The following is a 19,924-nucleotide window of genomic DNA, read 5'->3' on the forward strand; positions in this document are numbered from 1 at the left end:
TCGATATTGGTTCTTAATGCTGACATGACCCTGGATCAGTTGCGCATTTTCGTCGCCGTCGCCGAGCGCGGCCACATGACCAAGGCGGCGGAGCTTTTGGGTATCTCCCAGTCGGCGGCGTCGGCCGCCATCCGCGCGCTTGAAGAGCAGCACGGCGTCCATCTGTTCAACCGCGTCGGCCGCAACATAGAGCTTGCCCAGACCGGCCACCGGTTCCTGCCGGAAGCCAAGGCCGTGCTGGAGCGGGCCGCCGCCGCCCGCAATGTGCTGGAACATGTCTCGCAGACGGTCGCCGGCAGCCTCTCTATCGCCGCCAGCCTGACCATCGCCAGCTACTGGCTGCCGCGAAGGCTGGCCTCCTTCCACGAGGCCTACCCCGCGGTGCGGCTGAGCGTCAGCATCGGCAACACAAGACAGGTCGAGGCCAGCGTGCTGGATGGAACAGCCGATCTCGGCCTGGTCGAGGGGCGCACCGAATCCGACATATTGCGCCGCGCCAAGGTCGACACCGACCGGTTGATGCTGGTGGTTGCCGCGTCACATCCCGAAATCGTCGAAACCGCGCCGGGCCGTCCCGACATCAGGGGCCTGCGCTGGATCATCCGCGAGGGTGGGTCGGGCACGCGCGAGGTGCTGGAGGATCTGGCGAGGCGCGAGGGAATTTCGCTAGCCGATTTGCAGGTGTTCCTGGTGCTGCCAAGCAACGAGGCGGTTCGCCAGGCGGTCGAGGCGGGTGCCGGCGCCACCATCATTTCGGAGCTCGTCGTCGGACGCGCCGTTGCCGAAGGCAGCCTGCGGTCCGTGCCGCTCGAACTGCCGAAACGCGACTTCGCCATGATCACCCACCGCGACCGCCAGGCAAGCCTGGCCCAAATGGCGCTGAAGGCGCATCTCGGCGCAGACACTAAGGGGAGCGACCTTTAGTCAGCCGAACTTGCGCTGGGCATCCAAAGCCAGGCCAAGCCCGACCGAGCCGAACATGTCGCCGTCGATGACGGAAGCCTGCGGCACCAGCGACAGGATTTCCCGTCTTGCCAGCGGAATCGCGGTCGAGCCGCCGGTCAGGAACACCGCGGTGATGTCGGACGGCTTGACCGCAGCATCGCGCATGGTCTCAGCCACCGTCGCGGTGACCCGCTCGATGTCCCGGGCGATGGTGGCGTCCAGTCCATCACGCGTGATTTCGGCGGCGAACTCCACGTCGGATAGCCTCACCGCGACTTCGGCCGATGACAGGTCGGTCAACTCTATCTTGGCCTTTTCGACCAATGCCGCCAAAGCGTGCCCATAGCGGTGCTCCACGATGTGGATAAAGCGGTCGACCAGGTCGGCGCGCGCGGCCTCGTAGCGGATCTGGCGCAGATGCGTCATCGCCTTGGCGGTGTAGACCAGGTTGATGCGCTGCCATGTCGCCAGATCGATGAAGTAGCTGGCCGGCAGATTGCGCTTGCCGTCCTTGGTCGGGGTCAAATAGCCGAGCTGCGGCATGACATGGGCAATGCTGAGCAGCCGGTCGAAATCCGTACCGCCGATATGGACACCCCGGCTGGCCAGGATATCGTCCTTGCGGTCCGGCAATCGGGCACGCTCCGGCGAGACGCGCACGACTGAAAAGTCAGACGTGCCGCCGCCCATGTCGATGATCAGCGCCAGCTCTTCGCGCGTCACCCTCTGCTCGTAATCGAGTGCGGCGGCGATCGGCTCGAACTGGAAGGCGATGTGCTTGAAGCCTTGCGCATGCGCGGCCTTTTCCAGGTCGCTCTGGGCGTTCGCGTCGGCCTGTGGGTCGTCATCGACGAATTGTACCGGACGGCCGAGCACCACGGTCTCGACCAGATCGCCGCCATCTTCTTCAAGCTTCTTCCTCAGATGGCCGAGGAACAGGCCGATGATCTCCATGAAGCCGATCGAGCGCGCCTTGATGCGCGTCTTCTCATGCGCTAGCGAGCTGCCCAGCACGCTCTTCAGCGAGCGCATCAGCCGGCCTTCCACGCTGTCGGTGTAGTTGGCGATGGCCTGGCGGCCAAAACAGATGCGGCCATCCTCGAAATTGAAGAACACCGCGCTGGGCAGCGTGACCTGGCCGCCTTCAAGCGCGACGAGGTGCGGTTGCCCGTTGCGGACCACGCCGACCGTGGAGTTCGAAGTGCCGAAATCGATACCGGCGAATGCTGGTCGCAAAGCAGCCTCCTGTCATTGGCGGCAGACAGCGGATCGGCGCTCGCGGGAGAAGCGTGCGCTGTGGTTCCGGGCGACCGGACCGCTCTGCCGAATTGAATTGTGCGTGCTTGCCCGTTGGGCGGGGAGGTGCGGTCTATAGCATGGCGCGGGAAAGGGAAACCCCCTTTTGGACGTCTCAGTCCTTGCGGAAGATCAGCCTGCCGAGCCAGCCCGTCAGCATGGCCAGCGATATGGCGAAGACGCCATAGAGGAAGGAGTAGTCATGGGCGACCCGGAAGATAGACTGCTCGAAGCCGGACTTGCGGATTTCGAGCTGGGCAGAGCTCTCCTTGATGAACAGGCCGCTCTTGAACAGGAACGCGCGGGCTTTGTGGGTGCCGACCGGAACATTCGGTGCCAGCCTGACGGTGGCGCGGAACAGGTTCTGCGACAGGAACTGCACGCCGCCGACATTCTCGCTGTAGAGGCCTGCAGCTCCCTTGCGCTCGCGCAACGCCGCGGTGAATTCCTCGATCGTCGCCGGGCTGTCGCCGGCGTCGGCGGGCTGCATGTAGAGATTGGAGGCGCCGAGCGACAGCTGCTTGTAGCTGTTCGGTTCTGTGATGTCCTGCAGCGGCCGCGTCGTCGCCACCGAATAGGAGACCGGTACGTTCTCGAAGGTTTCGGAGTCCAGATTGACCCAGACGCCGAGCACTCGGTCCTTGCGGCGCACCACCACCGGCTTGGGTGGCCCTTCGAGTACGACGATGACGTCGTAGCGGCCCTGGCGGGCGACCAGCGGATCGGGATTTTCCAGCGAGCCGAAGATGGTCAGGTCGGCGCCGGAAAAACCGGCGGTGATCGAGACATTGTCGGTGGAGAGACCGATCTGGATGCCTTCCGTCAGCGGCGTCTGTGCCTTCGCCGGTGCGCCGGCGGCAAACAGTGACAGGAGGATGGCGGCTGCGAATGTTTTCGGGCCTTCCATCAGTTGAGGCCCGCGGCGGACAGCGAATAGAGATTGGGCGGGGTGACGAAGAGATCGATGGCGAGCCGGATCGCCACAGCCAGCACCAGCAAGGCCAGCAGCGCCCTGAGCTGCTCGCCGCGCAGCCTCTGGCCGGCCTTGGCGCCATATTGCGCGCCGGCGACGCCGCCCGCCATCAACAGGAAGGCCAGCACGACATCGACCGTCTGGTTCGTGGTGGCGTGGACCAGCGTGGTGTAGGCGGACGTGAAGATGATCTGGAACAGCGAGGTGCCGATAACGACATTGGTCGGCACTTTCAGCAGATAGATCAGCGCCGGCACCATGATAAAGCCGCCGCCGACACCCATGATCGACGACAGGAAGCCGATGCCGGCGCCAAGGCCGAGCACCGGGATGACGCTGACGAACAGTTTCGACGCCCTGAAGCGCATCTTCAGCGGCAGCCGGTGGATCCAGTTGTGCTGGCCGGATTTCTTCAGCACCGGCGCCGCACCACTGCGTGTGGCGCGCAGCGCATTGATGCTTTCGACCAGCATCAGCCCACCGACCGTGCCGAGCAGCACGACATAGAGCAGCGAGATGAACAGGTCGAGCTGGCCGAGCCGGCGCAGGAAGGCGAACACGTAGATACCGGCGGTGGAGCCGATGATGCCGCCGGCCAGGAGCACGCCGCCGAGCTTGAAGTCGAGCGTGCCCCGCTTCATGTGCGAAAGCACGCCGGAGACGGAAGAGGCGATGACCTGGTTGGCGCCGGTGGCGACCGCGATCGCCGGGGGGATGTTGTAGAAGATCAGGAGCGGCGTGATGAGGAACCCGCCGCCGACGCCGAACATGCCCGACAGGAAGCCCACCGCAGCGCCCATGGCCAGCAGCACGAAGACGTTGACGGAAATTTCCGCAATCGGGAGATAGATGCCCACCCGTCAGTCTCGATCAGTTTGCCTGTCGGCGAATACAGCCGTTCTGGGCAGTCTCGCACCGAAAAGCCAATTTTTCCTTGCGCCGACGCGGCGGCGGGGTCAAACCCCGTCGCCGCGCCGAAACAAAAAATATCTCAATCAGTTAACAGGCAAATGTGTGGCAAGAGCGTCGTGGAAACGACGCTTCGCTGTTATTTGCGCGCCAGCAGCGCCCGGACCAGTTTTTCATCGACGGCGCCGGTCGCCGGCAGCTTGTTGTCGGTCTGGAAGGCGATGATCGCGTTCTTGGTCTTCTCGCCCATGACGCCGTCGGCGCCGCCGGCCTCATAGCCGTTCTTGTTGAGGATAAGCTGGATGTTCTTGACCGCCTTCTTCATGTCAATGCCGGCGGTCGTCTGCGGCGTGCCTTCCTGCCAGGATTCGGGAATGTCGGCAGAATTGGTCGCCGCATTGAGCGGCTTGGCCTTCCACAATTCGGTCGCGGCGCGCGCCCGCTCGAGCTGCTCGGGCCGCAGCGCATTGGCGATCTCGTCGCGCTTGGCGGCAGCGTCCTTGTCGCCGGTCTTGGCGACGAGCGCGAACCATTTGTAGGATTCCTCGAGGTTCTGCTTCATGCCGACGCCCTTGGCGGCGAGGATGCCGAGATTGAACTGGCTGTCCTTGACCCCGAGATCGGCGGCCTCCTGAAACCAGTGCGCGGCCGATTCATTGTCGGTCACGCCATCGGCGGCCATGGCGAACAGCACGGCCAGATTGTGCATGGCGCTGGCATTGCCCTGCTCGGCGGCCATCTGGTACCAGGTCTTCGACTTCTTGATGTCGCGGGCGACGCCGATGCCCTTCTCATAGAAATTGCCGATGCGGTATTCGGCCGGCGCGAAACCGAGTTCCGCCGATTTCTCGTACCATTTGGCGGCCGCGGCCATGTCTTCCTTGACGCCGCGCGATTCCGCGTAGCGCGAGCCGATCTCGAACAGCGCCTTGGCGTCGCCACCCGCGGCGGCATCGCGTAGCGCGGCCGGGCCGGCATCGGCCGGAATGTCGTACTTGTTCGCGACTGCTGCACCTGCCGGCGCGACGGCGCCGGTCGTGTCCTTGGCGATGGCGTCGTTGGCCGCCGTTGGGGCTGCGACCGGCTGGGTATCGGTATCCGTCGCTTGCGCACCGCCGGTAGCAGCTGCCGGCTCTGAAGCCGTCGTATCCATCGGGGTCGTGGCAATAGGCGCAACTGGTGCTGGGGCGGCCGAAGCCGTGGGGCCGGAAGAGGCGGTGGAAGCAGCAGGCGCGGCGGGCTCTGCGACCGGCGCCGTATTCGCCATTGCGTCCGTGTCCGACGGCATCGCCATGGCGGTCTGCGCCACCATGTCGTCCTTGGTCATGGGCGCGGATTGTTCGGCCTGCCTGACGGCACGGGCCGGCGCGTTGTCCGTCGCCGCCGGCTGGGCTTGCGCCTTCGGCTGGCTCGCCGTGTCGACGGATGCCGTCTGCGCTGGCTGCGCGGCAACGATCGGTGCGGCGTCGTTGTTTGCCACCTGAACCGGATCCGAGAGGAACGCCTTGCCGAGCTGCAGGCCGGCAAGCGCCAGCATGATCGCCGCCGCCGCCATCAGGATCGGCTTGCGTCGGGCCTTGAGCAGGTCGCCGATCCTGAGCGCTTTCACCGGGCCTTTCACCGTCGACTGTCGCTTCAGGGCGTCGGCCTCCGCGGCGGCGGCCTGCGCCGCGCGCCGCGCGGCCGCGATGAAATCCGATTTCGCGGCGTCGCTTTCGCCAAGCTTTGCCGGCTGGCCACGCTCGTCGCGAACCCGCTTCATGATGGCATTGAGGTCGGGCGCGCCGGAGCCTGGTTCCAGCGGGCGGTTGGCCACTTTCGGGTCGAGCGGCTCGTCAAGATCGACAGTCGGAATATCGCTGCTCGGCGGCGAACCGGCCAGCGGCGGGACGTCCGCCGCCGCCTTCTTACCCTTGAAGGCGCGGGCCAGCCCGCCGAACATAGATTTGCGGCCTGCCGGCTGGTCCTTTTCGGCGATGGTATCGGAACCGAGTGCGGCCATGGCGGCGGCGGCTGCTGCTTCCGCCGGCGTGCGCGTGCCCAGGTCGCCACGCGCACCCATGTCGCCACGCGCACCCTCGTTGCGCATTATGGCGGCGGCGCGGCCATCGAGATCGGCCATGTCGCCGGTCAGCGGCATCGGCTCGTCGATATCCATCGACGGCGCTTCGACAGCCATCTTGGTGGTCCGTGTGCGGCGTTTGCCGGCCGCCTCGTCCTGGCGCGTGGCCAGAAGCTCGCTCACCGCTTCGGACGGCTCGTCGGTTTCCAGCGAACCCAGCCGGTCGACGATCTTGAGCAGCGTGTCGTGGATGGCCTCGAACGTTCGCGAATTGCGCTCGTCGGAGCGCCGCGTCAGCGTTTCCAGCGTCTTCAGATCCTGGGCGAGTCCGGAAACCGCCGACGCATTGGCGTCCGACCCGGCCAGCGAACGCACCGCGTTCTCGGCCGCTTCGCGTGCCGCGCCGAGGATGGAATCGCGGGTCCCGGCCAGCGCCTTTTCGATTTCGTCGAGGCGCGGGCTGATGTCCTCGAATTCCGGCAGCGGCGTGCTGGGCCTGGACAGATGCGCGGACAGGCCGGCGACTTGCGCCTCCAGGCTGCGGATCAGCGCCGGATCGATGCCGGCGACCTGGGCCGCCGAGGCGTCGAGCCGGCTGGAAATGTCCTCAAGCCGGCTTTCCAATCCACGGATCGCCGCTTCGCCGGCGGGATCGGCGGCACGTGTCTCCATGCGCGTGGCGAGTGCGGTGAAGCGGGCGTCGATGGCCTCCATGATGCTGGCGCTATCGATCTGCGGCGCGATGCGCTGGTCGAGCCGGTCGGCGACCTCATCGAGACGGCGCTCGAGATCGCGAAACAGCATGTTGCCCTGTTCGATGGCATCGCCCTGGCGGCGTTCCATCATGCCGGACAGAACATCGAAGCGCTGCTCGAGCCCGTGGAAGATGTAGTCGGCGTCGGGCATGGCCGGCGCCTGGTCGATCTTGTCGGCAATGAGGGTGATCTGCTTGGCCAGCCGCTCCATCGCCTGCTCGGGCAAATTGGCGCGGCCGGCGAGTTCGTCGACGCGGCTCGACAGCGTGCTCAGGCGATCCATGACCGCGTTGCCGGGGCGATCCTGCGCCACTTCCTCGATCTGCCGGGCGAGCGAGTCGATGCGCTTCTCGATACGATCGAAGGCTTCGTGATCGACCGAATTGGCCTGTGCCGCGACGGTCGAGGCAACGATGGCGCGGGAAATCTCGTCCAGCCGCTCGTCGATCATGGCAAGCGTGTCGCTGCCGCGATTGTCCTGCTGGCCCGCGAAGTGTTCGACGGCGCCGGCCAGCGTGCGCACCTTTTCCTCGAGCGAGCGCAGTGACAGCGATTCCGGCAGATTGTTGACGGCGTTGCTGATCTGCTCCAGCCGGTCGGTCAGCGCCGCAAGGGCGGGATCGTCGGAACGTTTGCGCTGATCGGCGTCGACACGGTCCTCGAAAGCCGTCCAGCGGCGGTCGAAATCGTCCCAGCGGCGGTCGACCTTCTGCACGCTCTCCTCGCGCGCCAGCGTGTCGAGCGCAGCCTTCACCTGCTCGAGTTCCAGGCGCAGCATGTTGACGCTTCTGTCGTCGCTCTTCTCCGACAGCGACTTGATGGCGCCGGAAAGCCGTTCGAATTCGACGCCGAGTTCGGCGCTGCCCTTGCCAGCAATGCCGGGCCTGGCGCTGGCCTGGAAGGCGCGGTCGATATCCTTGCGCAGCGCATCGAATTCGCGTTGCAGACCCGCCGTCATCTGGTGGCGCAGTTCCTCTCGCATGCCGCGCAACTCACCGGCGATCTTGCCGACCATGGCGACGCTGTCTTCCTGGCCGCGCACGCGGTCGATGTCACGGGCGATGGCCTGGTAGTTCTGGTCGAAGCTGGGGGCCGGTGCCGGGGTCTGCGGGCGCGCCGCTGGCCGCGGATCCTCATACCAGCGCTGCTGAGCGGTTGGCTGGGCGGCGGGATAACGCGGGTCGACCGCGGGATAGCGCGGCTCGGTGGCTGGATAGCGCGGGTCGGCGCCGTATTGGTGCGGAGCGGGCCGGGCCGTCACCTCCTCGCGGGTCTGACCCAGCCGCTGTTCCAGCGTCTCCAGCGAGCGGTTCAGTTGCTCGAGCGTGGTCTGCGGCTTGCGCTGCCTGCCGGCGTTGAGTGTATCGAGATAGGACCGCTTGCTGTTCATCGGTGCGTCCGTCTTTCAGATTGGCCGGCTTTCGACCAGCTCCCCAAGTCCCTGCCGGAACGAAGGCGACCGCGCTTCCACGGTGGAAGACAAGCTTCCCGGGGTTTCACCCGCGCTCCGAAAAACCGTGAAAAATTCGATACAGGATAAACACGGGTAGCCGACGCGCCCACATTTCCCCCAACGTGGTAAACAACGCGTTAACCAAGCTTAAGAAGTTGGAAGGAAGTTCGCTCTCGCTTCCACGGTGCGGCATAAAGCACCTTCACAGAACGCCCCTTGCGTCATGAGGCGGCTATCGGTATAGAATTGACGTAAACGTAAAAGGCGCATTTGAGTGTGCTGTTTGCGATTTTGTTTGTCGAAACCACGGCCGGAAGCACGCCCCCGCTTCCAGTCAGGCGACGCATGGTCCAGGACCGCGACGCCACCAGACGGGGAAAGCCAGTGACCATGAAGCTTATCTCGGCCGGCGAGACCGCGGCCAATACCAATAATGTATCTGTCGAAGCCGGCGAGGACCTCGCCCGCATCGGCGAAATGGCCAAGAAATACGGCGTGACGCTGCGCACGCTGCGTTTCTACGAAGACAAGGGCCTGCTCAACCCGCAGCGCGACGGCTCCACCCGTCTCTACACGCGCCGCGACAAGGCCCGGCTGAAGCTGATCCTGCTCGGCCGCAAGGTCGGGTTCTCGCTGCGCGACGTCAAGCAGATGATGGATCTCTATGATCCGACCGGTTCCAACACCAAGCAGCTGCGGCTGGCGCTGGACAAGTCGGAGAAGCAGCTCGCCCGCCTGCAGAAGCAGCGGGCGCTGATCGACGACGCCATCAACGAGCTCTCCGGCTCGATGTCGGCGGTGCGCCAAATGTTGGCCGAGCGCACGGCGCCGCAGGCGAGCGTCGCGAGCTAAAGCAATCTACCGGTTCCGACCCCGTCGGAGTCTCGACCATCAAAGCCGCGTGGCTCTGCCGCGCGGCTTTTTCGTTGCCTGCGTCCGCCCAACTGGTTCCCTCGGCGCTGGCCTGCATGGCGTCGCGCCGCCAGCTTAACCAAGCTGGGCTGGGCGGGAAATCTTGTCGCATCGAAAAAATTGACGTTTACGCAAACGTCAATTTTTGCTATCCCGGCTTCAACACGGGTCCGCATGCTGCCCTGACATGAATTCGGGGGCTTTCGGACCAGGTCCGCAGGGTGGAGAAAAAGCATGCCGACATACAGGGCTCCGGTCCAGGATACGCTGTTCGTACTCAATGATGTGCTGGGCTATCAGCGCTATTCGAACCTTCCCGGATTTGCCGACGCGACGCCGGACGTGCTGGAAGCGATTCTGGCTGAAGGCGCCAAGCTCGCCGAAAACATCATGCATCCGCTCAACCGTGTCGGCGACATGGAAGGCTGTGTGCGTCACGACGACGGCTCGGTGACCACGCCCAAAGGCTTCAAGGAGGCCTTCGACCAGTATCGCGAAGGCGGCTGGATGGGGCTGGCGGCGCCGGTCGAGTTCGGCGGCCAGGGCCTGCCCTATGCCGTGCACACCGCCGTCGCTGAATATATGGTCTCGGCCAACATGTCGCTGATGATGTATCCGGGCCTGACCCAGGGCGCCATCGCGGCGATCATCACCCACGGCACCGACGAGCAGAAGGCCAAATGGCTGCCGAAGATGGTCGAGGGCTCCTGGACCGGCACCATGAACCTGACCGAACCGCATTGCGGCACCGATCTCGGCCTGCTGCGCACCAAGGCGGTGCCGAACGGCGACGGCACCTACAAGATCTCGGGCCAGAAGATTTTCATCTCGGCCGGCGAACACGACATGTCGGACAACATCGTCCATCTCGTGCTGGCCCGCATCGAGGGCGCGCCGGAAGGCGTCAAGGGCATTTCGCTGTTCATCGTGCCGAAGCTCAAGCTCGATGCTTCGGGCAATCCGGGCGAACGCAACACGCTCTCCTGTGGCTCGATCGAGGAGAAGATGGGCATCCACGGCAATTCGACCTGCGTCATGAACTATGACGAGGCCGAAGGCACGCTGCTCGGTGAGGAGAATGGCGGCCTCAAGGCGATGTTCACGATGATGAACGAGGCCCGCCTCGGCGTCGGCCTGCAAGGGCTTTCGCTGTCGGAGATCGCCTACCAGAACGCCGTCGCCTACGCCAAGGACCGCTTGCAGGGCCGTTCGCTGTCGGGCGCCAAGGCGCCGGACAAGAAGGCCGACCCGATCATCGTCCATCCCGACATCCGTCGCTCTTTGATGACCATGAAGGCCTTCAACGAGGCCGGTCGCGCGCTGGCGCTGTGGACGGCGATCAAGTCCGACATCGCGCATCGCTCCGCAGACGACAAGGACCGCCAAGCGGCCGACGACTACACCGGCCTGATGACGCCGGTGGTCAAGGGCGTGCTCACCGACAAGGGTTTTGACCACGCCGTCATGGCCCAGCAGGTATTCGGCGGTCACGGCTATATCGAAGAGCACGGCATGAGCCAGTTCGTGCGCGATGCCCGCATCGCCATGATCTATGAGGGCGCCAACGGCATCCAGGCGCTCGACCTCGTCGGCCGCAAGCTCGGCCTGAATGGCGGCCGCGCCATCCAGGCCTTCTTCAAGGAGGTCGGCGAATTCTGCGAGGAAAACCGCGCCGACGAGAAGATGGCGCCCTTCACCAAGGGGTTGAAGAAGGGCCTCAATGATCTGCAGGCGGCGACTATGTGGCTGGTGCAGAACGGCATGGCCAAGCCCGACAATGCCGGCGCGGCCTCGACCGACTACATGCATCTCTTCGGCCTTGTCGCACTGGGCTACATGTGGGCGCAGATGGCCAAGGCGGCTCAGGGCAAGACCGGCGCCAACGGCACCCAGTCCTTCTACGACAACAAGGTGGTGACGGCGCGCTTCTTCATGGAGCGGATCATGCCGGAGACGTCGGCCCATCTCGCCCGTATTTCGAGTGGTGCGGACACGCTGATGGCCCTGCCCGCGGAAGCGTTCTAAAGATAGTTGCCCTCCTCCCTCGGGGGGAGGGTCGGTTGAGGCCAGCGTGACGTGCGCCGGCCTTAACGCTGACGATGCGCTCTGGGAGGAGTACCATATCCAAATGACCAGCCCCGCCGAAATACTTGGCCTTCCCAAGCCCGCCTGGGCGGCGGACGAGGTCGGCATGCTCTACGACATGGCAACCCGCTTCATGTCGGAGGAGATCGCGCCGCGCTACGACGAGTTCGAGAAGAACGAGATGGTCGACCGCGAAAGCTGGCTGAAGGCCGGCGCCGCCGGGCTGCTCTGCGCCTCGATGCCGGAGGAATATGGCGGCTCCGGCGGCACCTTCGCGCATGAGAGCGCCATCATCGAGGCCATCGGCCATGTCGGTGTCGACGGTTTTGGCATCGGCCTGCACAATTCGATCGTCGCGCCTTACATCCTTCACTACGGTTCGCAAGAGCAGAAGAAGAAGTGGCTGCCGAAGCTCGCCACCGGCGAGCTCATCGGCGCCATCGCCATGACCGAACCGGGCGCCGGTTCCGACCTGCAAGGCGTCAAGACGCGGGCCGAGAAGGACGGCAACCAGTACAGGATCAATGGGTCCAAGACCTTCATCACCAACGGCCAGCTGGCCAACTTCATCATCGTCGTCACCAAGACCGATCCGGAAAAGGGCGCCAAGGGCACCTCGCTGATTATCGTCGAGACCGACGAGGTCGAAGGTTTTGAGCGCGGCCGCAACCTCGACAAGATCGGCCTGAAGGCCAACGACACGTCGGAACTGTTCTTCAACGACGTGCGCGTCCCGACCTCCAATTTGCTCGGCCACGAGGAAGGGCAGGGCTTCATCCAGCTGATGCAGCAATTGCCGCAGGAGCGGCTGCAGATCGGCACCGGCGCCATCGCCATGATCGAGCGCGCGCTGGCGCTGACCATCGACTACGTCAAGGAACGCAAGGCCTTCGGCAAGGCGATCATCGACTTCCAGAACACCCAGTTCAAATTGGCCGAGCTCAAGACCGAGGCGACCATCGGCCGCGTCTTCTACAATGACTGCGTCACGCGCCACATCAATGGCGGCCTCGACCCGGTAACGGCCTCGATGGCCAAGTACTGGCTCAGCGACCTGCAGGGAAAAGTCGTCGACGAATGCCTTCAACTGCATGGCGGCTATGGCTACATGAATGAATACCCGATCGCCCGCATGTTCCGCGACGCTCGCGTCCAGCGCATCTACGGCGGCACCAACGAGATCATGAAATTGCTGATCGGACGCTCGCTCTGAGAGCGGCGACCGGCAAACCCAAGGAGCACGAAAATGGCTGAGGCTTACGTCTATGACGCCGTGCGCACGCCGCGCGGCAAGGGCAAGAAGGATGGATCGCTGCATGAAGTGCCGGCGGTGCGGCTTGCCGCAAAGACGCTGGAAGCACTGCGCGACCGCAACGGGCTGGACACCGGCACAGTCGACGACATCATCTTCGGCTGCGTCGATCCGGTCGGCGAGGCGGGTTCGGTCATTCCACGCGCCGCCGCCTTCGAGGCCGGCTACGACACCAAGGCGCCCGGCATGCAGATCTCGCGCTTCTGCGCCTCGGGTCTCGACGCCATCAATTTCGGCGCCGCCAAGATCGCGCAGGGCGCCGACGAGATCGTCATCGCCGGTGGCGTCGAATCAATGTCGCGCGTCGGCATGGGTGCCTCCGGCGGTGCCTGGTTCATGGACCCTTCGGTCGGCCTGCCTGGCTGGTTCGTGCCGCAAGGCATTTCGGCCGACCTGATCGCCACCAAATACGGTTTCTCACGCGACGACGTCGACGCCTATGCGGTCGAGAGCCAGAAGCGCGCCGCCAAATCCTGGGCCGACGGCCGCTTCAAGAATTCGGTCATTCCGATCAAGGATCAGAACGGCCTGACCATACTCGACCATGACGAGCACATGCGGCCTTCGACCGACATGCAGTCGCTGGCATCGCTCAACCCATCCTTCGTCATGCCCGGCGAAATGGGCGGCTTCGACGCGGTCGCGGTGCAGAAGCACCCCGAGGTTGAAGAGGTCAACCACGTCCATCACGCCGGCAATTCGTCCGGCATCGTCGATGGCGCGGCGGCCGTGCTGCTCGGCTCGAAGAAGGCCGGCAAGGCCATGGGCCTCAAGCCCCGCGCCCGCATCCGCACCTTCGCCAATATCGGCTCCGAGCCGGTGCTGATGCTCACCGGCCCGGTCGACGTTACCGAGAAGCTCCTGAAGCGCGCCAAGATGAAGCTGTCGGACATCGACCTGTTCGAGCTCAACGAGGCCTTCGCCTCGGTCGTGCTGCGCTACATGCAGGCCTTCGACATCCCGCACGACAAGATCAACGTCAATGGCGGCGCCATCGCCATGGGCCATCCGCTCGGCGCCACCGGCGCGATGATCTTCGGCACGGTGCTGGACGAACTCGAGCGCCGCGATCTGAACACCGCGCTGGTCACGCTGTGCATCGGCGCCGGCATGGGCACCGCTACGATCATCGAACGCGTCTGACGGGGAGAGAACAATGAGCTACATCAATTTCACCCTCGACACCGACGCCGACGGCATTGCGCTCGTCACCTGGAACATGCCGGATCGCTCGATGAACGTGTTCACCGAGGAGGTGATGGGCGAACTCGACAAGATCATCGACCAGGTGGTGGCCGACGCCGGCATCAAGGGTGCGGTGATCACCTCGGGCAAGGACAGCTTCTCCGGCGGCGCTGATCTCACCATGCTGCAGAAGATGCTTGCCGTGTTCGCCAGGGAAAAGACCAAGGACCCGCAGAAGGCGGCAAAGCTGCTGTTCGACAATGCCGGCCGTATGGGCGGCCTGTGGCGCAAGCTCGAAACATCAGGCAAACCCTGGGTATCGGCGATCAACGGCACCTGCATGGGTGGCGCCTTCGAATTGTCGCTGGCCTGCCACGGTCGCGTCGCCGCTGATTCAGACAAGGTCAAGATGGCCTTGCCGGAAGTCAAGGTCGGCATCTTCCCCGGCGCCGGCGGCACCCAGCGCGTGCCGCGGCTGACCGATCAGCAGCAGGCGCTGCAGATGCTGACCTCCGGCCAGAATCTGTCGCCGCAGAAGGCGAAGGCCATGGGCCTGATCCATGAGATCGCCGAGCCGGCCAAGCTGGTCGAGACGGCAAAGGCCATGATCAGGAACGGACTGAAAGCCGTCCAGCCTTGGGACGAGAAGGGTTTCAAGCTGCCTGGCGGTCAGATCTATTCGCCGGCCGGCTTCAATCTCTGGCCGCCGGCTATCGCCATCCTGCGTCGCGAGACCTATGGCAATTATCCGGCCGCCGCCGCCATCCTGAAATGCGTCTATGAGGGCCTGCTGGTGCCGTTCGACACCGCGCTCAGGATCGAACAGCGCTATTTCACCGAGATCATGCAGACCAGGGAAGCGGCGGCGATGATCCGCTCGCTGTTCGTCTCGCTGCAGGAACTGAACAAGGGCGCCCGCCGCCCGGCCGGCGTGCCGGAAACCAAATTCAAGAAGATCGGCATTCTCGGCGCCGGCTTCATGGGCGCCGGTATCGCCTATGTCACGGCCAAGGCCGGCATCCCGGTGGTGCTGCTCGACCGCGACATGGAGTCGGCCGAAAAGGGCAAGGCGCATTCGGACAACCTGGTCTCGGATCAGGTCAAGAAGGGCCGCGCCAAGCCGGAGGAGAAGGACAAGCTCCTGTCGCTGATCACGCCGACAGCCGACTATGCCGATCTTGCCGGCTGCGACTTGGTGGTCGAGGCGGTGTTCGAGGATTCGGCCGTCAAGAAGGCAGCCACCGAACAGGCGGAAGCCGCGCTGAAGTCGTCCGCGATCTTCGCATCGAACACCTCGACCATTCCGATCACGTCGCTGGCGAAGAATTCGGCCCGGCCGAAGAATTTCGTCGGCATCCACTTCTTCTCGCCGGTCGACAAGATGATGCTGGTCGAGATCATTTTGGGCAAGAAGACCGGCGACAAGGCGCTGGCGACCGCGATCGATTTCGTCCGCGCCATCAAGAAGACGCCGATCGTCGTCAACGACACGCGCGGCTTCTACGTCAACCGCTGCGTGCTGCGCTACATGTCGGAAGCCTACAAGATGCTGATCGAGGGCGTGCCCGCGCCGATGATCGAGAATGCGGCGAAGGCCGCCGGCATGCCGGTCGGTCCCCTGGCGCTGACCGACGAGACGGCGATCGACCTCGCCCAGAAGATCATGAAGCAGACCATCAGGGATCTCGGCGACAAGGCCGTCGATCCCAAGCAGATGGCGCTGATCAACACCATGGTCGACGACCATGGCCGCTTCGGCCGCAAGAACGGCAAGGGTTTTTATGACTATCCCGCCAAGCCCGCCAAGAAGAAGCTGTGGCCGGGACTGAAGGACCTCTATCCGCAGCTTGCGCCCGAGAAGGTCGATTACGAGGAACTGCAGCAGCGCCTGTTGGTCACCATCGCGCTGGAAGCGGCGCGGGTGATGGAGGAAGGCATCGTCACCGATCCGCGCGAGGCCGATGTCGGCTCGATCCTGGCCTTCGGCTTCGCGCCCTACACAGGCGGCGCGCTGTCCTATATCGACAGCATCGGCGCCAAGGAATTCGTCAAGATCGCCAAGGGATTGCAGAAGAAATACGGCGCCGAGTTCAAGGCGCCCAAGCTGCTACTCGACATGGCCGAAAAGGGCGAAACCTTCTACCAGCGCTTCGATCCCTACGCCAAGGGCGACGTGAAACAGGCCGCCTGACGGCAGGTCATGTATGTCTGGGCGCGCATGGCGCGCATGCTGGCCACGGCGCGAAGCCGTGGCCCCTATATGATGGGCGGTGAAAGCCGCCTGGCCTTTCGCTGCCTGCCGACCGACATTGATTTCAACGTCCACCTCAACAATGCGCGCTACATGATGCTGGCCGATCTCGGCCGGATCGACCTGTTCGTCCGTGCCGGCCTGATCACGCTGGCGCGCAAGAATGGCTGGGCGCCTATGATGGGCGGGCTGCAGGCGGTCTACGCACGCGAGATCAGGCTGTGGCGCCGCTTCGAAGTGGTGTCTTCCATCGAAACCTGGGAAGGCAGCCAAGTCATCGGCAAGCACCGTTTCGTCTTCGACAATGGCGAGACGGCTGCCTTGATCCTGACGACCGCAGGCGTCTACGATCGCAAGGCGCGCCGCTTTCTCGATATCGACGAGGTCGTCGCCGCGCTTGGTCGCTCGGTGAACCCGCGTCCGCCGACCGAGGCGGAGCGGCTGTTCATCGAATCTCACCAAGCCCTGCGCCGCCAGGCCAAAGGACCCGCCTGAAGCCGCGTCCGGAGAGTGTGCGGCACTGTCGTTGCGGCACAGTTTTGTTCGTGATCCGTCGCCTGCGCGGTGGACATGCCGGCGGTTGCGAGTTAGACAGGAGAGGCATTTTTTCCTGTCTGGAAGGAGAGCACGACATGCTCTCGCACGACCGCGTTTGGGCCGCCATCGATGCTCTTGCCGAGCGCTATTCGCTTTCGGCGTCAGGTCTGGCAAGGCGCGCGGGCCTCGATTCGACCGCCTTCAACAAGTCGAAACGTCTGTCCTCGGATGGCCGGCCGCGCTGGCCCTCGACCGAATCACTGGCCAAGATCATCGAGGCGACGGGTGCCTCGCTCGACGAATTCACCGGGCTGATCGAAGGCCGCATGGCCGCCGCGCCCGCCCACAGGCGTTCCGTGCCGCTGCTCGGCTTTGCCCAGGCCGGCGCCGGCGGCTTCTTCGACGATGCCGGCTTTCCGGCCGGGCAGGGCTGGGATCTGGTCGAACTGCCGGCGCAATCGACCGAGAGCTCCTATGCGCTGCAGGTGCAGGGCGATTCCATGCTGCCGCTCTATCGCAATGGCGACGTCCTCATCGTCGAGCCGGGCGCTATCACCCGCAAGGGCGATCGCGTCGTCGTCAAGACCACATCGGGCGAGGTGATGGCCAAGGTACTCGAGCGCCAGACCGTCAAGTCGATCGCGCTGGTCTCACTCAATCCCGATCATCCCGACCGCGACATTCCCATGCGCGAGGTCGAATGGGTGGCGCGGATTGTCTGGGCAAGCCAGTAGGTCGGGCTGGTGCGGTTTCCTCATCTCATTGTGGCGGTTCTGATGGTCCCGGTGATGGCGGCCCTGGTTGTCGCCGGCGGCCGCACGCTGAAAGGAAGCCAAAGCACCGGCGCGGTGGATCAGATCGATCCCGGCGTGGACACGATCTCTCAGGCCGGCACCGATGCCGGGTCTGACGAACCAGCCACCTCAGCCATTCCCGCGCCCGCCGCTCCGCCGCCGCCAAAGCCGGCGGCGCATTCGCGGGCGATCGATCCGGATGTCGTCGCGCCGCCGGAACTGCCCACCGGGGAACTCGAGCGGGTCGAGCCGCGCGAGCCTCTGAGCAAGCTGGCGCTGGCCATGCCGCCCAAGCCGAAGATGCCCGATGACTGGAATGGCACGAAGCTGTTCCAGCCGGTCGCGACCGCCGCCGGCCTGATCGAGGCGAAAGGCTATTCGGTCGCGATCTCCGGCATCGATGTCGTCGGGCAGGACGAGACCTGCACCACCGACGGCAAGTCATGGCCGTGCGGTATCCGTGCGCGCACGGCGTTCCGCTCCTTCCTGCGCGGCCGCGCCGTGGTCTGCACGGTGCCGCCCGAAGGCGGACGCGACCGCATCGCGGCGGAATGCCGGATCGGCAAGCAGGACGTCGGCCAATGGCTGGTCGACAATGGCTGGGCGCGTGCCGCCAAGGGCGGACCCTATGTCGAGGCCGGTGAAAAGGCGCAAAGCGCAAAGAAGGGCATTTTCGGATCGGCGCCGAACCTGGCCGGCGTCTCGGCGGTGCCGCCCGCGCCAGCCCCGGCGCCTCAGGCGCCGGGTTCGATCCTGGAAGAGGTCGACGGCGCCCTCAAGCCAGCTGACCAGCCAGCGCCTGCTGAATGAGCGCGCGGGTCTCGGCGACGCCGTAGAGCGCGGCGAACGAGCCGAAGCGCGGGCCGCGTTCCTGGCCGATAAGCACCTGATAGATCATCTGGAAGAAGGCGCCCGAAACGCCCGGGCCACCCTCCGGGCTCTGCTTGGAATGATCCTGATAGCGCTCGATCTTGCGCGCCACGTTGAGCGAAGCGTTCTGGATCGCTTCGCCGCCGGCATCCGCCGGCAATGCACCAAGTGCCCCGTCCAGGGCCTCAAGCGCCTCGCGCTCAACCTCGTCGGCCGCACGGAAGGTCTTCGTCGGCCGCACGAAATCGTCGAAATAGCGGATCGCGTGGCCGACCAATTGGTCGAGCTCGGGATGCGTCTTTGGCGTCACGCCCTGCGTATGGCGCGAGATGAAGCCCCACAGCACGTCCTTGTTCTGCGCATTGGAGGCGCTGACCAGGTTGAGCAGCAGCGAGAACGGCACCGGCATGTCGATTGCTGGCGGGTTGCCGTCATGCATGTGCCAGACAGGATTGCCCAGCCGCTCCTTCCAGTCCTGCCTGGGGTAGGCGCCCAGGAAGGTGTAATACTCGTCCACCGCCCTCGGAATGACGTCGAAATAGAGCTTCTTGGCCTGCCGCGGCCGCTGGTACATGTAGAGCCCGAGACTTTCGGTCGGCGCATAGGTCAGCCACTCGTCGATCGTCAGGCCGTTGCCCTTCGACTTCGAGATCTTCTGGCCGTTTTCGTCGAGAAACAGCTCGTAGACGAAATGCTCCGGCGCGCGCCCGCCCAGAATGTTGCAGATGCGGTCATAGACCACCGCGTTGGTCTGGTGGTCCTTGCCGAACATCTCGAAATCGACGCCAAGCGCTGCCCAGCGCATGCCGAAATCCGGCTTCCACTGCAGCTTCACCCGGCCGCCGGTGATCGAAAGCGTGGTCTCGGTGCCTTCGTCGTCGAAGGTGATGGTGCCGGCCTTGGCGTCGACATGCTTCATCGGCACGTAAAGCACGCGGCCGCTCTTTGGGGAAATCGGCAGGAACGGGCTGTAGGTCGCCTGCCGCTCCGGCCCGAGCGTCGGCAGCATCACCGCCATGATCTTGTCGTAGCGTTCGGCGGCGCGCAGCAGCATCGCGTCGAAACGGCCTGACTTGTAGTACTGCGTCGCGCTGGCGAATTCGTAGTCGAAGCCGAACGTGTCGAGGAAGCGGCAGAGCATCGCATTGTTGTGGTCGGCGAAGCTCGCATAGTCGCCGCCGAACGGATTGGGGACCGAAGACAGCGGCTTGTGCAGATGCGGCTCGAGTGCCGCGCGATCCGGCACGTTGTCGGGTATCTTGCGCATCCCATCCATATCGTCGGAGAAGCACAGCAGCTTGGTGGCGACCCTGTCTTGCGTGAGCACGCGGAACGCATGGCGCACCATCGAGGTGCGCGCCACCTCGCCGAACGTGCCGATATGCGGAAGGCCCGATGGGCCATAGCCGGTCTCGAACAGGATCGTTTCGGGAAAGTCGCTGCCTTTGTAGCGCTCGATGATCTTCTTGGCTTCCTCGAACGGCCATGCCTTGCTCTCGGCCGCTGCCGCCAGCAGTTCGGGGTTGAGATCGATTATGTTTGATCCCGCCATGGTCGTGTTTTCCAAATTGTTCGCCGGTATGGT

At 64.5% G+C, this 19,924-nt stretch carries 14 protein-coding genes; 9 read left to right on the forward strand and 5 right to left on the reverse strand.

The window, feature by feature from the left end; all coding sequences use genetic code 11:
- The first annotated feature begins 24 nt into the window (after positions 1–24).
- Positions 25–924, forward strand: a complete 900-nt coding sequence (locus ACVILI_RS08825) for a LysR family transcriptional regulator (RefSeq protein ID WP_038644427.1) — start codon at positions 25–27, stop codon at positions 922–924.
- Here ACVILI_RS08825 and ACVILI_RS08830 read toward each other — a convergent pair whose 3' ends face one another.
- The 4 genes from ACVILI_RS08830 to ACVILI_RS08845 all read right to left on the reverse strand — a co-directional run bounded on the left by ACVILI_RS08830 (position 925) and on the right by ACVILI_RS08845 (position 8,330).
- Positions 925–2,181 carry an Hsp70 family protein gene (locus tag ACVILI_RS08830; protein WP_019863116.1) on the reverse strand — a complete coding sequence of 419 codons (1,257 nt, stop codon included), beginning with the start codon at positions 2,179–2,181 and terminating at the stop codon, positions 925–927.
- Between the two features lie 175 nt (positions 2,182–2,356).
- Positions 2,357–3,148 carry a TIGR02186 family protein gene (locus tag ACVILI_RS08835; protein WP_019863117.1) on the reverse strand — a complete coding sequence of 264 codons (792 nt, stop codon included), beginning with the start codon at positions 3,146–3,148 and terminating at the stop codon, positions 2,357–2,359.
- A complete protein-coding gene (locus ACVILI_RS08840; protein WP_019863118.1) occupies positions 3,148–4,071 on the reverse strand; it encodes a sulfite exporter TauE/SafE family protein in 924 nt (307 codons plus the stop codon). The genes ACVILI_RS08835 and ACVILI_RS08840 overlap by 1 nt, the downstream gene beginning before the upstream one ends.
- Before the next feature lie 191 nt (positions 4,072–4,262).
- Complete coding sequence (locus tag ACVILI_RS08845; protein WP_240564599.1) at positions 4,263–8,330, reverse strand: peptidoglycan-binding protein; 4,068 nt, start codon at positions 8,328–8,330, stop codon at positions 4,263–4,265.
- A gap of 453 nt (positions 8,331–8,783) precedes the next feature.
- Here ACVILI_RS08845 and ACVILI_RS08850 point away from each other — a divergent pair, with 453 nt between their 5' ends.
- The 8 genes from ACVILI_RS08850 (at position 8,784) to ACVILI_RS08885 (ending at position 18,279) form a co-directional block, all read left to right on the forward strand.
- Complete coding sequence (locus ACVILI_RS08850; protein ID WP_081296132.1) at positions 8,784–9,245, forward strand: MerR family transcriptional regulator; 462 nt, start codon at positions 8,784–8,786, stop codon at positions 9,243–9,245.
- Between the two features lie 294 nt (positions 9,246–9,539).
- Positions 9,540–11,330, forward strand: a complete 1,791-nt coding sequence (locus ACVILI_RS08855; protein ID WP_038644433.1) for an acyl-CoA dehydrogenase — start codon at positions 9,540–9,542, stop codon at positions 11,328–11,330.
- A 103-nt stretch (positions 11,331–11,433) separates the two neighbouring features.
- Positions 11,434–12,603: an acyl-CoA dehydrogenase family protein gene (locus ACVILI_RS08860; RefSeq protein ID WP_027047733.1), complete on the forward strand. Its 1,170-nt coding sequence runs from the start codon at positions 11,434–11,436 to the stop codon at positions 12,601–12,603.
- A 33-nt stretch (positions 12,604–12,636) separates the two neighbouring features.
- Complete coding sequence (locus ACVILI_RS08865) at positions 12,637–13,845, forward strand: acetyl-CoA C-acetyltransferase (protein WP_010913377.1); 1,209 nt, start codon at positions 12,637–12,639, stop codon at positions 13,843–13,845.
- A 13-nt stretch (positions 13,846–13,858) separates the two neighbouring features.
- Positions 13,859–16,078 (forward strand): 3-hydroxyacyl-CoA dehydrogenase NAD-binding domain-containing protein, encoded by a 2,220-nt coding sequence (locus tag ACVILI_RS08870; protein ID WP_038644437.1) that lies wholly within the window; start codon positions 13,859–13,861, stop codon positions 16,076–16,078.
- 9 nt (positions 16,079–16,087) lie between these two features.
- A complete protein-coding gene (locus tag ACVILI_RS08875; RefSeq protein WP_038644439.1) occupies positions 16,088–16,633 on the forward strand; it encodes a thioesterase family protein in 546 nt (181 codons plus the stop codon).
- Between the two features lie 137 nt (positions 16,634–16,770).
- Positions 16,771–17,409 carry a S24 family peptidase gene (locus tag ACVILI_RS08880; protein WP_019863126.1) on the forward strand — a complete coding sequence of 213 codons (639 nt, stop codon included), beginning with the start codon at positions 16,771–16,773 and terminating at the stop codon, positions 17,407–17,409.
- A 9-nt stretch (positions 17,410–17,418) separates the two neighbouring features.
- Positions 17,419–18,279, forward strand: coding sequence for a thermonuclease family protein (locus tag ACVILI_RS08885; protein ID WP_420871166.1), 861 nt, complete (start codon positions 17,419–17,421; stop codon positions 18,277–18,279).
- Here the strand turns inward: ACVILI_RS08885 and ACVILI_RS08890 are convergent.
- Positions 18,245–19,891, reverse strand: coding sequence for a lysine--tRNA ligase (locus ACVILI_RS08890; RefSeq protein ID WP_038652069.1), 1,647 nt, complete (start codon positions 19,889–19,891; stop codon positions 18,245–18,247). The two genes, ACVILI_RS08885 and ACVILI_RS08890, sit on opposite strands and share 35 nt — an antisense overlap.
- Positions 19,892–19,924: the final 33 nt, after the last annotated feature.

The sequence above is a fragment of the Mesorhizobium sp. USDA 4775 genome, from assembly GCF_054062655.1.